Origin of the sequence: Vibrio sp. 10N.261.51.A3, from assembly GCF_041471965.1 — a bacterium.
Taxonomy (GTDB): domain Bacteria; phylum Pseudomonadota; class Gammaproteobacteria; order Enterobacterales; family Vibrionaceae; genus Vibrio; species Vibrio crassostreae_C.
On sequence record NZ_JBFRPK010000048.1, the window covers coordinates 1 to 17297 of the forward strand.

General features: G+C 45.3%; 4 protein-coding genes. 1 reads left to right on the top strand and 3 read right to left on the bottom strand.

Annotated features, from left to right (window positions below; translation table 11 throughout):
* Positions 1-12948: cadherin-like domain-containing protein (locus AB4371_RS12360; protein WP_372149863.1), on the top strand; the 12948-nt coding region annotated here is incomplete at its 5' end.
* A 75-nt stretch (positions 12949-13023) separates the two neighbouring features.
* On the opposite strand, the gene AB4371_RS12365 is transcribed toward AB4371_RS12360, so the two are convergent.
* The 3 genes from AB4371_RS12365 to AB4371_RS12375 all read right to left on the bottom strand — a co-directional run bounded on the left by AB4371_RS12365 (position 13024) and on the right by AB4371_RS12375 (position 17288).
* On the bottom strand, positions 13024-13788 hold the full coding sequence (locus AB4371_RS12365) for a transporter substrate-binding domain-containing protein (protein ID WP_017061488.1): 765 nt from the start codon (positions 13786-13788) through the stop codon (positions 13024-13026).
* A 255-nt stretch (positions 13789-14043) separates the two neighbouring features.
* A complete protein-coding gene (locus AB4371_RS12370; protein WP_017061487.1) occupies positions 14044-15810 on the bottom strand; it encodes a sodium:solute symporter family protein in 1767 nt (588 codons plus the stop codon).
* Between the two features lie 851 nt (positions 15811-16661).
* Positions 16662-17288: a bifunctional 4-hydroxy-2-oxoglutarate aldolase/2-dehydro-3-deoxy-phosphogluconate aldolase gene (locus AB4371_RS12375; RefSeq protein WP_017069898.1), complete on the bottom strand. Its 627-nt coding sequence runs from the start codon at positions 17286-17288 to the stop codon at positions 16662-16664.
* Positions 17289-17297: the final 9 nt, after the last annotated feature.

The window sequence follows — 17297 nt, forward strand, 5'->3', positions numbered from 1 at the left end:
TCGATTGTGGTGACCTCAAGTGATTTAGATAACGATGTGGTGACGTCAACGGTCACACTGACGATTACCGATGGTGATATCCCAACCATCGATGCCGTGCCAAGCGTTACTCTATCTGAAACTAACCTTAGCGATGGCTCTAGCCCGAGCGGCAGCGCAGTAAGTCAAACCGAGACGATTACTTTCACTAACCAAAGTGATGATGTGACGAGTTTCCGCATTGAACCAACTGAGTTTAATGTCGGTGGTGTACTGAAATCGAATGGGTTTGCGGTCGAGATAAAAGAAGATTCTGCTAATCCGGGCACTTACATAGGCTTTATTACCAACGGTTCGAGCGCTGAAGTCCCCGTGTTTACCATTAGCTTCTCTTCAGCCACGTTAGGTGAATACACTTTCACTCTACTTGAAGCGCTAGACCATGTTGCTGGCCTAGCGAACAATGATCTGAGCTTTGATCTGCCTGTTTATGCGGTAGACAGTGATGGTGATGATTCACTGGTATCGCAGCTTAATGTAACGATTGATGATGATGTTCAAATCATGCAAGGTGGTGCGCTCAATATTACCGAGCCGACCGTCGCTGATTTAGCGGCTGGTACACCGACCACGGCTACTTTTGATGTCATGCCAAACCAAAGTGCTGACGGCGCGACCATCACTCAGTTCACTTATGATGGCGTCGTAAACACCCTCGATCAAAATATTGCAGGCGAACAGCAGTTTATCTTCGCAGAAGGCAAACTGTACATTACCCTCGAAGGTGAAGTTCGCTTTGAGCCTAATCGAGATCTTGACCATACGGCCGGCGATATTGTTAAGTCGATAGTGGTGACCTCAAGCGATTTCGACAAAGACTCAGTCACGTCAACCGTTACGTTAACGATCACCGATGGTGATATTCCAACCATTGATGTTATTCCAACGGTTAGCTTATCTGAAACGAAACTGACGGATGGTTCAGCCCCAAGTGGCAGTGCGGTAAGTCAAACCGAAACCATCACCTTCACTAATCAAAGTGATGATGTGGTCCGCTTCCGCCTTGAACCAACAGAGTTCAATACCAATGATGCACTCACATCGAATGGTTTAGCTGTTGAATTACGTGAAGATCCGCAAGGGTCGGGCAACTACATCGGATTTACAACCAGCTCGTCGAATGCGGTAACCACAGTATTTACGTTGAGTTTTTCTGGGACAACCTTAGGTGAATACACCTTTACCTTAATCGAAGCCTTGGATCATCAAGATGCACGTGGCAACAACGACCTGAGTTTTGATCTGCCTGTGTATGCGGTGGATAGTGACGGCGACGATTCGTTAGTCTCTCAGCTTGGCGTGACTATTGGTGATGATGTGCAGTTGATGCAAGGCGGCACAATAACCAGTCGTGAGCCTGCTGGAGTCGTCGAAACATCGAATACTCTGGACGTGATGCCAAATCAGAGCGCAGATGGAGCAAAAATCACTTCATTTGTGTTTGATGGAAACAGTGCAGAAAGCCTTGATCTCAATGTGAATGGCGAGCAAGAGTTTGTGTTCACTGAAGGTTCTGTATTTATTACCACAGAAGGTGAGATACGATTCGAGCCTGTGCGAAATCAAGATCACACGAGTGGTGATATTACTAAGACGATTGTTGTTACATCTACTGACCTTGATGGTGATATCGTCTCATCTACCGTGACATTGAAGATTACCGATGGTGATCTTCCAACGATCGATTTGGTCCCTGGAATTACGCTCTCAGAAGTGGATCTCGCTGATGGTTCTTCGCCAACCGGCAATCCAGTGGCGATGACTCAAGTTATTACCTACACAGCGGGTAGTGACGACGTAAGCCATTTCAGAATTGACCCTACGCAGTTCAATACTTCAGGGGCTTTGAAATCGAACGGCCTAGATGTCGAAATAAAAGAGCAGCCAGCTAATTCTGGTAATTACATTGGCTTCGTCAAAGACGGTTCTAACGTAGAAACCAACGTCTTCACGATCAGCTTCTCGACGAGCAATTTAGGGCAATACACGTTCACACTGCTTGAAGCGTTAGATCATGTAGATGGATTACAAAACAATATACTAAGCTTCGATGTCCCTGTTTTAGCGGTTGATGCGGATGGTGATGATTCTGCAATGTCGCCAATGACCGTGGTGATCACCGATGATGTACAAGGCGTTCAAGATGGGGCGTTAAGTATCACTGAGCCTTCACTTGCTGATATAGCAGCAGGTACGCCAACCACGCCAACAATCGACGTTATGCCGACACAGAGTGCTGATGGCGCGAAAGTGACTCAGTTTATCTACGATGGTGGCACGGCTGTTACGTTAGACCCAACTGTGTCTACAGAACAAGTTTTTACCGTAACCGATGGCTTACTGTACATCACGATTGAAGGTGAGGTGCGCTTTGAACCAAGTAGAAATCTAGACCATTCATCTGGCGATATCGTGAGAACGATAGTCGTGACGACCAGTGATTTTGATAACGATACCGATACCGCGGATGTCACGTTGACGATCAAAGACGGAATTGATCCGGTTATCGATGTAGTGCCAGATATTAACCTATCGGAAGTTGGTCTTGCTGATGGCTCTATGCCGAGTGGTTCTCCGGTAAGTTCGACTCATACAATCACTTACACCGAAGGAAGTGATGATTTTAGTCACTTTAGAATTGCGACCAACGAATTCAATCCTGGCGATCTGTTGAAATCAAGTGGTCTTGTTGTTCAACTAAAAGAAGATCCTTCTTCTGCTGGTGACTACATTGGTTATACCGATGATGGTATGGGTAACGTTACCGATGTATTTACCATTAGCTTTGATAGTGCAAACAAAGCTCAGTTTACACTTACCTTGATTGAGGCGCTTGATCACCTTGATGGCGTGCTCAACAACGACCTTACTTTCCGCTTACCTATCTATGCTGTTGATACCGATGATTCTGAGTCAACAAAGCGCGATGTGGTGGTTACGATAGAAGATGACATCCAGCAAATGCAAGATGGCTTCTTAACCATTACCGAGCCAAATTCTGGTACTCCAACAACAACTACCGTTGATGTGATGCCAATACCAAGTGCAGACGGCGCGAACATTACGCAGTTCACGTATGACGGTGGTTCTCCAATTACTCTGAATCAGAACATCAGTGGCGAACAAGAGTTTGTTTTCATTGAAGGTTCATTGTTTGTGACATTAGATGGTGATGTAAGGTTTGAGCCAAATCGAAACCTTGATCACTCTGCAGGGAACATTGTTAAGTCAATCGTGTTCACGTCTTCAGACTTTGATAACGATATCTTTTCGTCGACGGTTACGCTCACCATTGTTGATGGTGATGGACCAACAATCGACGTTGTGCCGGGTGTGGTATTGTCAGAAAGCTTACTTGCGGATGGTTCGACACCTAGCGGAACGCCTGTCAGTGTGACTCAGACTATCACCTCGCTAGCGAGCAGTGATGACATTGGAAAAATAGTCGTTGAAGCTGGGCTGTTCAATACCAACGGCGCGTTGAAGTCGGATGGTTTGTCACTGAGTTTACGTGAAGATCCTGCAAACTCTGGCGACTACATTGCCTTTACCACTGATGGAATGGGTGTGGAGAAAACCATATTCACTCTAGATTTTGATGACACGAACCCAAGCCAATATACGTTTACTTTGCTTGAACGTTTAGATCATGTTGATGGTTTAGGAAATAACGATCTGAGCTTTGATCTTTCTGTTTATGCAGAAGATACCGATGGTGATATTTCAGCGTCTAAACCGCTGACTGTCACCATCACCGATGATGTTCAGCTGATGCAATCAGGTGCGCTCAACATCACAGAGCCAAGTACGGGAACACCAACTACAACAGTCTTTGATGTGATGCCTGCACAAAGTGCAGATGGCGCCACAATCACTAAGTTTGTGTATGACAATCAAGCTGAAAAAGCATTGGTACAAACGAATACTGGCGAGCAAGAGTTTGTATTCACTGAAGGGTCTTTGTTTATCAATCTTGAAGGGGATGTGCGTTTCGAGCCTAACAGAAATCTAGACCATTCTGGTGGTGATATAGTCAAGACCATTACGGTGACATCGGAAGACAAAGATGGCGATGTTGTTACTTCGACAGTAACGCTAACCATCGCGGATGGCGCGCCACCAACTATCAATACTTTACCAACCATCGCTTTAGCTGAAGCCAATTTGGTTGATGGCTCTTCACCGGGCTTACCTGTGAGCCAAACTGAAACCATTATTTTCACAGCAGGAAGTGATGATGTGAGCCACTTCCGTATTGATTCGGCTCAATTCAACACATCAGGCGATCTGAAAGCTGATGGCTTGGTGGTTCAGTTAAAAGAAGATCCTCTGAACAGCGATAATTATATTGGTTATGTTGAAAGCGGCGGTGTCCAAACGGATATTTTCACTATCACTTTTGATAGCTCGGTGCTTGGCCGATATACCTTCATATTGTTAGAAGAGTTAGATCATCTGCCGGTACAAGGTAATAACAACCAAATCTTCACCTTGCCAGTGATCGCAGTCGACAAAGACGACACTGATTCAGCGATGAAACCTCTTACGGTGACCATTACCGATGATGTTCCAACCATCACTGATACTACTGTCGCCAGTACGTTTGTGGTTGATGAAGATGATTTAGGAGCTGTTGTGACTCAGGCTACAGGCTCGTTTGTGACCATAGAAGGTGCAGATAAAGTTGAGGCTTATGAGATACGTAATATATCTGACCTAGAAGATGATCTGACATCAGGTAACGAAGCGATTTCGATCACAGAGGTCACCGGGGCTGCGAACACAACCACCTATCAAGGAACCACCACAAGTGGAACACCGATTTTTACTCTTGCTTTGGGTAACGATGGGTCATACACCTTTACCTTGCTTGGTCCTCTAGACCATGAGCCTAGCTCAGAGGCGAGAAATAAGCTGCCTATCTTCTTTGATGTAGTGGCTGTTGATAGTGATGGCGATGATTCCAACCAGTATCAATTACCAATTCAAGTCATTGATGATGTTCCGGAAATGACGCCGCCGACGGGCGAAACGGTTGTCGATGAAGACGATCTTACAGGCATAGGTTCGGATCAATCTGAAGATACCGTTATTAATGGACTGTTCACGGTCGATGAAGGTGCTGATGGTGTTGTTAAGTACGAATTAGTCGATGAAGATTTGGTTCTGACTGGCTTAACTTCCGATGGGGAAAATTTAGAGTGGCTGCCTGTTTCTATCTCAGGAAGCACGTTTACCTATGTTGCTCAAACGGTGACCAGCAATGAGGCCGTGTTCGAGATTATTTTCGATACCTCGGATAACAGCTATCAGTTTGAATTGTTTAAACCTCTTAAACACCCTGATGGTGCCGATGAAAACAACATCGAACTTGGTTTCTCGGTCGTGGCTGAAGATTTTGACCAAGACCAATCAAACGCAATCAATCTGACAATCACAGTGACGGATGATGTTCCATTAGTGACAACTCAGTCGATTACTCGTATTGAAGGTCAGAACTATAATGGTTCTAAAGTCGATATGTTTGCTGATGCGACTGATGTGGGTTCTGATGGCGCAGTACTGAGCAAAATTGAGGCCTTTGACGGAAGTGGAATTGTTTTCCGAGCTGAGAACAGTGGGCCTTACAGTAGTGACTTCGATTTAAACATTGGCAGCCAACAGGTTCGCGTTTACGAGCAAACGGATGATGGTAATGGAGGCGTTGATACTCGACAGCTTGGTCGACTTCGTATTAACTCAAATGGCGAGGTTGAATTCAGAGCTAACGGTTATCTCGATCATGACGGTCTTGACACCATCGACTTCTCGATTAACGTGATTGCGACGGACGGCGATTTAGATACCTCTGAAACACCGTTAGATATCACGATTACAGATAGGGACTCTACAAGAATCGCGCTGAAAGTGACTACCTTCGAGGATGCGGGTAGAGATTTAACGATACCTTACGCAACGGGTGATGAACCGACTCTTGAGAACGTTCAAGATAACCAAAATGGTTTGCCTAATGCACCAGCTCAAGTTGCGCTGCAAGTTAGTCTGTATGACCAAGATAATGCTGAATCTATTGGGCAGTTGACGATTAAAAGCCCGAACGGAGGTGATAGTCACCAAGGTACTTTTTATTACTTTGATGGTGCTGATTACATTGAATTGGTACCTGAGTCAAATGGAAGCATTATATTTGGTTCTCCTGAACTTGAACAAAGCTTTGCTCCAAACCCGAGTGAACCAAGACAAACTATCGCGACGATAGACAACCTGTTCTTTGTTCCGGACCAACACGCTAGTTCGGATGAAACTGGTGGGCGAGTTCGTTATGAGCTTGAAATTGAGAAAAATGGCTCCACGGATCACACCATCAACTCAAACTTCAGAATCGAGATTGAAGCGGTGGCTGATATAGCGACTTGGGATGATTCCAACAGCACTTATCATTATCAAGTGAACGAAGATGAAGACAACGTTACTTTGCAGCTGAACGCAGAGTCGCAAGATAACAGTAATACTGAGACGATTACCTATGAACTTGAGGCTGTTCAAGGTGATGGGAAGTTCGAGCTGCTTGATAAGAACGGCAATGTGCTTACGCTGACGACGGATGGTGTATATGAAATAGCGGCAGAAGACATTAACAGCACCGTAGTTAACCCGATCGATAACTTCTCTGGTCAGATTGAATTCAAAGCAATAGCGGTTACAAAGGAAACACTGAACCCTTATGAAGATACCGCCAATGGCGGAGCAAATGATAAAACTCAAGCTCGTTCTGTAGAGCAAAACATCATTATTGATGTCACTGCTGACGCCGACCCAGGAAAATTCAGTGTGAGTCGTATCAAGATCAACGAAGACAATATCGATGACCCTGATTACATTGGCCCTTTGGACAACAAAGACGCATTCACGTTAGACGAAGTCATTACCATGACAGGGTCGGTGGACACAGATGGCTCTGAAGAACTGTTTGTCCGTATCAGTAATATCACAGAAGGCGCAGTGCTTTACTTTGTAGGTACAACCACGGTAGTTCCTACCGTTAATGGTACCAATTATCAAGAAATCGCATATTCCGATTTGGCTAATGTTGAGGTTGTTCCAACTAAACACAGTAATGTAGATTTCACCTTTGATGTTACCGGTGTAGTCAAAGATACTGCAAACCTGTCAACCAACCCTCAACAAGTTGATGAAGAAATTCTGGGTACTAAGACGGTCAACGTCGAGGTTAAAGGTGTTGCAGATGTTCCGTATGGTGGGACGAATGGTACCGATTGGACCTCAATTACAGATGGTACTGCAAGCGGCGTTCAAACTACGATTCAAGAGAGTCAAAACGGCGACAGCTTTGCAGAGCTTGATTTCACGGTGTTGTCTGGTGAACGTAAACCTGATGATCTCGCGGATTCTCCTTTAACAGGAGATGGGTCTGAAGCAATCACTGTAATCCTTTCGGGTATCCCTGACGGGGTCATCCTCGAAGATGGCGATGGTACAGTGATTGACCTTAATTTTGTTGGTTATGAAACCGGTCCGGGTGGTAGCCCTGATCTGTCTAAACCTATCTACGAAGCTAACATCACTGACGCAGGTAAAACCTCAGGAATTCGCATCAGACCTGTCGATTCTTCAACTGAGAATATTCATATTCAGGGTAAAGTGATCGTGACTGAGAATGACGGTCATACGCTTACGTTTGACCAAGAAGTGCGCGTGCTTGTTATACCTAGAATCGACACATCAGCAACTTATGTCAATACGACTAACGGTGATGAAGATACGGCTATCAACATTGATTGGCACCCCGAAGGTGCAGACTATATTGATTCTGATGAGCATTTCACTTCGATTACGATTTCCGGTATTCCATCGGGTGTCACACCTACCGTAAATGGTGATGTTACTGTTGTAAATGATGGTGCAGGTACGTTAACTATTACTCCTAAAGACGCTAGTCAAACACCGGAGCAATTTACTCAAATTGCATTAGCGAATAACTTCATTCAAATGACGCCCCCGGCTGATTCTAGTGCAGATTTTACGTTGACCACCGAACTTAAAATGGAAGAGCGAGATCATGAGTATACGCCTAGCGGCTTAGAGGATGAAGATGGTGGTTATGTCGAAGCCGATCCAGATATAACCGGAATCATTAACGTTCAAGTGCGACCTGTGGTTGAGCCTGAAGATGCGAGCAACAAGCTTATCGTCGATGATGTGCTGGGTACTGGAGCACTAGCAACCGTAGTTGCTGATGCAAACACTGGCGTGCTTAAGTTCACTACCAATAGCGATAATACATCGGTTACGGATGAGTTCGTCATTCGATATCAAGAAACAGATGCTTCGTCCGTTATCGAAGAAGTGGATCAGTTAGTTATTCAATTAACAAATGTGGACGACTCGGCTCTATCAGATGCTGTACTCAATCAACTGCTCGTTATTGGCGCTGCTTATGAAGGCAATGGGCGCTGGGTTGTAACGAATGAAGACATATTTAGCATAAGTGCACCGAACGGCCTTGTTCTTCCTTCAGGAAACAGCGGGGCTGGAGGGTTCAATGACATCAAGATGGACATCTTTAGTACGGTGATAGACCGAGGTGATGGTGCTGAGGTTGAGTCATCTACGGCCGCTCGTAGGGACGGAGAAGTCACTCTGTCATTTCCTCAAGTGGTGGTTGGGAGTAACAAGGTTGCTGCCGATATTGATATTACACCAAACAGTGTTGTTGATGCGATTGAGGACACCCAGTTAGATCTGGGGACGGCATTGAATGGTCTAATTACGTTCTCGGGCGAAGACGACTCAACTGATCAAGTGACCATCATTATTGATGACAGTGTGACCATTAATCTAGGAGCGGCGAACGAAGTCACCTTCCCAATTAGTTTATCGGGAAGCAGCGACCTCGACTTTGTTAACGGGAAATATGTATTCCAGACTACCGTTGATCAAGGGGTCTCGACTGACTTCTCTGGACTACTACTTAACTTACCAGCCGACTACTCCGGCGACTTTAGGTTGCCGTTGACGATAGTAACTAAAGACGTATTGTCGGGTGATGAGAAAACTTTAGTGACAGAAGTAGTCATTAAAGTTGCTCCTGATGTTGAAGGTAACCCAGATATTGACGTTACTGTCGTTGGTTCGCTTGACGATTCGTTTAACCCTGTCGATACCGACGGTCAAACAGGGCAAGATCCAGTCGGCTACGAAGATACCTATATCCAACTGGATTTCAGCTCGACCATTACAGATCAAGTAAGTGGAGTTGAAGGTGGTGATGAAAAATTCACCTCTATCACACTGACTTTGAATGACACGAGTGTCGGGGCTTTCTATACCAGCGCAGGTGTATCGCTTGGCACATCGGTGACCTTTAATGAAGCTGAAATTAGTGCAGGCGCTCTGGACAACGTCTTGTTCCGTCCTGCACCTAATTACCCGACAGGTAACGACATTAATCAGGTGCAAGTGAATGTCAGCGGCACGATTACCGATACGGCTACTTACAATGACGCCTCGTCTCCAATAGGTACAGCAACAGATACTGATACGTTTAATACCAATGTTAGCTTTGAAGTGATTCCAGTCGTGGACGATGTGCTCGTAACAGGACCAGGTAGCGATCCTGATGTTATCGAGATTACGGGTACTGAAGACCAGCTCATTTCTTTGTCGGGTACAGGGCCTGTTTCGATTGCACTGACTGACCTGGATGGCTCAGAACAGTTTGTGTCGATTAAGTTTACAGACGTACCTGATGGCTTCCAAATGCGTGCAGACGCAACCTCGGCATATACCGTCAAGAATAATGGTGGTGGTGAGTGGAGTGTTCAACTGCCTCAAGCGTCAGGACTGTCATTTGACTTGAGTGAGATTTCGATTTTACCGCCTAAAGACTTCAGTGGTACGGCTGAATTTGGTGTTGCCGTATTTACTCAAGAATCTTTGTTGGGTGTGCCTACTGCAGCATCAAATCTGCCAAGCTTTAAGCTGCATGTGGTACCTGTGGGTGATGATGTTGATACTAATCCAACAGATTCTGTGACAGGTAACGAAGGTCAAAACATTGATATCGAAATCAATGCGACGATTTTGGATAAAGAGCTATCTGCAACGGGCAACGGCACTTATACCGAGAATGCACCAGAGACACTTCGAGTAGAAGTTGCGGGCGTTCCTCAAGATGCCTCTATCTATTATCCAGACGGCACAACCTTGGCTAGTTATGATCCAGTTACGCAGCTTTGGACACTTGATGTTCCTGCACAGTCGCTCGATAAGATCGTATTCAATTCAGGTGAACACAATAGCGATACGGGTAATGTATTAGGCATTAATGGCCCGCTGCAGATTACCGTTCGCTCTGTGGATACTGACGCTGATAACACCGAATATTTGGGGACGCCAACCAGCTTCGATGTTGATCTGGTGATTGATCCTATTAACGATCAACCGATCTTTGTGAACGTAACGAATATTGAAACATCGGAAGACATTAGTGTTGCTATCGACAACTTTAGTATCTACGACGTTGATGCTAACTTTGATAATCCAGACGCTCCGTATGTTCTTACGTTGCAAGTCGATCAAACACTTCCGGGAGCGCAAGGTGTGTTTGAGTTTACGAGCTCACCTGACGTGACGTTTGTATTGCAACCTGGTGGCTCATTGGTGATTACCGGTAAAGAAGCCGACATCAATACCGCATTGACCAATGGAGCAGTGACGTTCAAACCCGATCCAGACCAGAATTACCTCAACCAGAGTGGTTTAGTCACGATCAATGCAACGCTCGATGATGGTGGTAATAACGGCTTGATTGACGCGGGTGATCCGAATACGGCTCAAACTAATCAAACTACGTTCACCATTAAGGTGACGGAAGTGAACGATGCGCCTGTCGCGACAGATGTTGATTTAGGTTCGATTGCCGAGGAAGGCCAGCTTGTTATCGTTGAAGGTGACTTAATTGCAGCAAGCTCTGACCCAGAAAACCACAACTTAACAGTAACTGGTGTAACTCTGACTCAGGGACAAGGCCAACTAACCCGCTTTGAAAATGCAGGTGGCGCCGATGACGCGGCGATTACCGGACCATTCTGGCTATTTGTAGCGGACAACGACTTTAACGGTGACGTTAAGTTCACTTATACCGTAGAAGACGATGGTACAACTAACGGCGTAAATGATTTCTTAACGGATACCGCTGAAATAAGCGTTGCGGTAACGGAAGTGAATGATCAGCCAGTGGCAACGGACATCGACTTGGGCACCATCCTTGAAGAAGGTCAGTTGATCATCAAAGAGGGCGATTTAATTGCTGCGACGAGCGATCCGGAAAACGACACGATTACCGTGACTAATCTGGCGCTCGATGAAGGCCAAGGTCAACTACAACGCTTCGAGAACGTAGGTGGTGCTGATGATGCTACGATCACTGGCCCATACTGGGTATTTACGGCAGCTGATGAATACAACGGCAACGTTAAGTTTACCTATACCGTAGAGGATGATGGTACAACCAACGGCGCTAATGACTTCCTAACGGATACAGCGGAGATCACCGCGATTGTCGATGGAGTGAACGATACACCGGTCGTTAATGGTGACAGTGTCACTACGGTTATTGACGAGGATGCTGGTCAACTGTTGAGTGGTATCAATGTCAGTGACCCTGATTATGTAGATACATTTTCTGATGATCTGATGACCGTCACGCTGACGGTGGATTACGGTACATTGAATGTATCACTTCCAGCAGTGACGACGGTTGTTGTTAACGGCAACAACACGGGTTCAGTCATCTTAGTGGGGACATTGAGTGACCTGAATGCGTTGATTGATACGCCAACCAGTCCAAATGGTGTTTTCCTTGATGCGAGCCTGTCTCCAACCAATAGCATTGGATTAGAAGTTGTTGCCAAAGACAGCGGCAACCCTTCAGGTATTGCGATAGAGACAGCACCTGTGGTTTACAACATCGCGGTGACGCCAGTGGCGAATGCACCAACCCTGTCTATCGATAGTGCGACTAACTACGTGAGAAACATTACTGCGAGTCAGTCTGTGAGTGCGAGTGGCATTCCTTTAGTTGGGATTATCGCAGCCTTAACGGACATTACAGAAGAGCTAACGCTGCATATCAGTGATGTACCTGCTGGCGCTCAAATCACCAGTGCTGCGGGTTCTGTGACGGATCTTGGCGGTGGTGTTTGGGTAGCAACGGCAGATGCAATTGAAAGCTTGCAAGCGGTTGGGCTTTCTCAAACTCCAGGTAACTACACACTGAAAGTCGAGGCGGTTTCTGAAGAGACTGACAACAACGATACAGCAACCTCTGCATCGATTGACCTTAACTTGAACATTGTGTCTAACGCAGTTGATATTAACTTGGCTTCGGAAACCGATGATGTTCAGTTACTGGCTGGTGCTAATGCGACTGACTTAACGGGTGGTTCAGGGAATGATCGACTTGAAGGTGGCGCAGGTGACGATACGCTTGTTGGCGGTGACGGTAACGACACCCTGATTGGCGGCGGAGGCTCAGACATTCTGACTGGTGGTGATGGTATGGACTCGTTCGTATGGCTTAACATCGAAGATGGTGTTGAAGATACGATTACCGACTTTGATTTGTCGGAAGGGGACAGCATTGACTTGAGAGAAGTGTTGCCGGAGCTTAAAAATACATCTCCAGACATGACCGCGTTGCTACAACAAATAGACGCGAAAGTGGACGGGGATGATATTGAGCTTACGATCAACCCGGATGGCTTAGGTACTACGGAACAGGTGATTGTGGTTGAAGACCTTGCGCCACAGCTAACCTTAAGTAGCACCATGCCTTCGGACATTCTGGATGCATTGGTACAGCAGAATGTGATAACTCACGGTTAAAGCGAACCATTGAACCATAACGAAAGAGGCCAGCATTGCTGGCCTCTTTTTTGTTACGGTATAAATTGAAAAGAGTTACTTAAGGGAGTTGTGGATCAGGAACTCTTCTTCAACACCTTTCAATTTCATCTCATCCATAATGAAGTTCACCGTGTTCAACAAACGTTGTTCACCTTTAGGAATCAGGTAGCCGAACTGACTGTTGGTGAACGGGGTTTCGCAGCGGGCCGCTTCAAGACGTTCGTCAGTTACCTGATAGAACAGACCTTCAGGGGTTTCTGTCACCATCACATCAACTTTGCCTTCCGCTACTGCTTTTGGTACGTCGAGGTTGTTCTCGTAGCGTGTGAAGCTTGCGTTCTGCAAGTTCGCGTCGGCAAAGATCTCGTTAGTGCCGCCAATGTTCACGCCCACACGAACAGAAGAGTGGTTCACTTTCTCAATGCTGTCGTACTGTTCTGCGGTGCCTTTCGCAACCAAGAAACACTTACCAAAGGTCATGTAGCCTTGAGTTTGTTCCGCGTTTAACTGACGCTGCATTTTACGCGTAATGCCGCCCATCGCGATGTCGTACTTATCGTCGTCTAGGTCGGTCAGTAGATCTTTCCATGTGGTACGAACAATCTTCAATTCAACGCCTAATTGTTCCGCGATGTGCTGTGCAACATCGATATCGTAGCCAGAGTAGCTTTTACCATCGAAGTAAGAGAAAGGCTTGTAGTCGCCAGTAGTGCCCACACGCAAAGTGCCTGATTTTTGAATGTCTTCTAGCTGGTCAGCTTGTGCGACACCAGAAAGTGCCAGAGCAATGGAGGCAAGTAATAGTGATGTTTTTTTCATTGTAATTGTCTGTTGTGTTTGTGTTGTCATTCAAAGTAACAGAAACAATCAGAGAAAGAGATCAAACCATTGGAAAGGTTGGAAAAGAAGATAAAACGAGGGCAGGAGATAGGTATTTCTACGCTTTATGCGCATTAATCGAGATGCGTTTCATATTCTATTTTGATAAACCGAAGACAAACAAAAAGCCCATGTTATCGAATAACATGGGCTTCATTTTGGTTTAACTTGTTAGCTGCTTATTTAGCTGTTTAGCTATTTGGCAACTGACTCGTTGTTCATCTTAGCCGGAGCTTTAGATGCGTTAACCAGCAGGATACCAACGGTTAGTACCATCGAACCACATAGTAGGAACAATAAGCGTCCTGTTGGTTCGTTTGGAATCAGAGCCATTGCTAGGATACCGAAACCTGCTGTGCTGATAAGCTTACCAAGCATTGAACGCTGTTTAGTATCTAGGTTTTGTTGCTCTTCACCTTCCGCTACAAGCGGCGTGTTCCAGTTAGTGAATAGTTGGTCAACTTCTTTCTCACGCTCTGGCGATAGGCCTTTGTAGAAGCGAGAAGTCATGATGAAGTAACCACCTGTGAACACTACGTGAGCAGCTAAGCTAAGACCTACTTTCAAGTCGCTCCATTCACGGCCTGTAAGCGCTGTTTCTAGACCAAATAGGTTCTCGATGTCTTCTGCTTGCAGAGAGATACCGAAGATGTAAGAAACGAAACCACCAACCACTAGAGTAGACCAACCAGCCCAGTCAGGTGTCTTACGAATCCACATACCTAGTAGGACAGGGATAAGCATTGGGAAGCCAATCAACGCACCTACGTTCATTACGATATCGAACAAGCTTAAGTGACGCAGAGAGTTAATGAATAGACCAATCGCAATGATGAAAATACCCATCATGATAGTCGTTATCTTACTTACAATAACCAGCTCTTTCTGAGTCGCATTTTTACGAAGAATCGGGCTGTAGAAGTTCATTACAAAGATACCAGCGTTACGGTTCAAACCTGAATCCATAGAAGACATCGTTGCAGCGAACATTGCTGACATAAGAAGACCAACCATACCTGCTGGCATTACGTTTTGTACGAATGCTAGGTAAGCAGCATCACCGGCTTTGTCGCCCATTGATGTGTATTGCTCAGCGAACTCAGGCATGAATGCACTAACGTACCAAGGTGGTAGGAACCAAATTAGTGGACCAACAACCATAAGGATACATGCTAGGCCTGCCGCTTTACGTGCGTTTTCACTGTCTTTTGCACATAGGTAACGGTATGCGTTGATGCTGTTGTTCATTACACCGAACTGCTTCACGAAGATGAATACAACCCAAAGGATGAAGATGCTCATGTAGTTTAGGTTGTTACCTAACATGAAGTCGCCGTCGAAGTTAGCAACAATGTTAGTTAAGCCGCCACCGTGGAAGTAAGCTGCTACCGCACAAGTGATTGTCACGGCCATGATTACAAGCATTTGCATGAAGTCAGAAGCAACAACCGCCCAAGAGCCGCCGGTTACTGCCATCAATACTAGAACCATACCCGTTACCACAATGGTAGCTTCCATTGGGATGTTGAATACCGCTGCTACAAAGATAGCTAGACCGTTTAGCCAGATACCTGCAGAGATAAGGCTGTCCGGCATACCTGCCCATGTGAAGAACTGTTCAGACGTTTTACCAAAGCGCTGACGAATAGCTTCGATCGCCGTTACCACACGAAGTTGGCGGAACTTTGGAGCGAAGTACATATAGTTCATGAAGTAGCCAAAAGCATTGGCTAAGAATAGGATTACAATAACGAAACCGTCATTGAATGCGCGTCCTGCGGCACCTGTAAACGTCCATGCTGAAAATTGTGTCATGAAGGCAGTTGCACCAACCATCCACCACAACATTTTGCCGCCCCCTCTGAAGTAATCACTTGTAGAGGTGGTGAACTTACGGAACATCCAACCAATCGCGATTAAAAAGAAGAAGTAGGCGAGAACAACAAAAGTATCAATAGTCATCTTTTCAGCCTTTTAAATATCATAATTAACTGGGCTTAGATTAACGCGTCCCAAGGTTTATTTGTACTACAATATGTCTTTAGTATGATCTAGGTCGCATTGATTTTTCGGTCTCTAACACGTGGTTATATAAGTATTTGTTTTAATTGAATTTAAATGTGAGTGTATTTTGTTTGAGATCTAAAATAAATTGAGGGTTAAATGTTTATATGTATTACAATATAAACAAAAGCGCTTACTTTGCCGTATCTATAAGATTTTAATTATAACCGTAACAAATGTGCTACAAATTGGTGTGTTGTGCGACGACATTCACGTTAATTTGGAACCCTATACTGAAAATTTTTGTATTGAGATTTCAAGTGTAGCTCATTGTTTTCACTTCGCTATTTTCTGTTTATCTGCGGCCATGAAGCCTTTCTATGCTATTTATTCATCATAGAGGTGCGTATTTGGAATTTTTGTCACTGAGTGGGCGTTAAACTCGATGACGGGACACATTTTGCGGCGCACTTTGTCTATTGTGGCCATCAGTGCATGCGATGAGAGATGTTTGACGACGTATCGAAAAGGAACATTGCTGGATAAAGGGCTGGGTAAAAGGGGGTAGATAGGCAGTAGGGACACCAGTAACGCTTCGTTAGATGCATACTGACGTAGATTGAAAGCCTTACATTACTCGTTCTTGCCCGTCTTAGTCGTGGAGCTGTACGAGGCCATAGGGAGAAAGGCGATAGGGTGTGGGGGAAACACAACGTTGATTTAGCGTGTTTACGGTTAGTCAGCGCAATAAACGCCAGATAACAAAAAGCCCCACCGAGGTGAGGCTTCATCACTCAATCTAAAATAGATTAAGCGTTAACGTGATCAACTGCATCACGAACAAGCTTGCCTAGTTCGTCCCACTTACCTTCGTCGATAAGGTTAGTTGGAACCATCCAAGTACCGCCACACGCAAGTACAGAAGGAATCGATAGGTATTCATCAACATTCTTCAAGCTTACGCCACCAGTAGGCATAAATTTAACAGGGTAAACCGCTGTTAGTGCTTTAAGCATACCAGTACCGCCAGAAGGTTCAGCAGGGAAGAACTTCAACGTGCGAAGGCCCATTTCCATTGCTTGTTCAACTAGGCTTGGGTTGTTAACACCCGGTACGATTGCAACGCCTTTATCGATACAGTATTGAACAGTGCGCGGGTTGAAACCTGGGCTTACGATGAAATCAACGCCAGCTTCGATAGATGCGTCAACTTGCTCGTTAGTCAGTACAGTACCTGAACCAATTAGCATGTCTGGGAATTCTTTACGCATGATGCGAATCGCTTCGATTGCACATTCTGTACGTAGCGTGATTTCTGCACATGGCATGCCGTTTTCAACAAGTGCTTTACCTAGAGGGATAGCGTCTTCAGCACGGTTGATAGCGATTACAGGAATTACTTTTAGGTTTGCTAGTTGTTCATTTAATGTAGTCATGAATTCTTT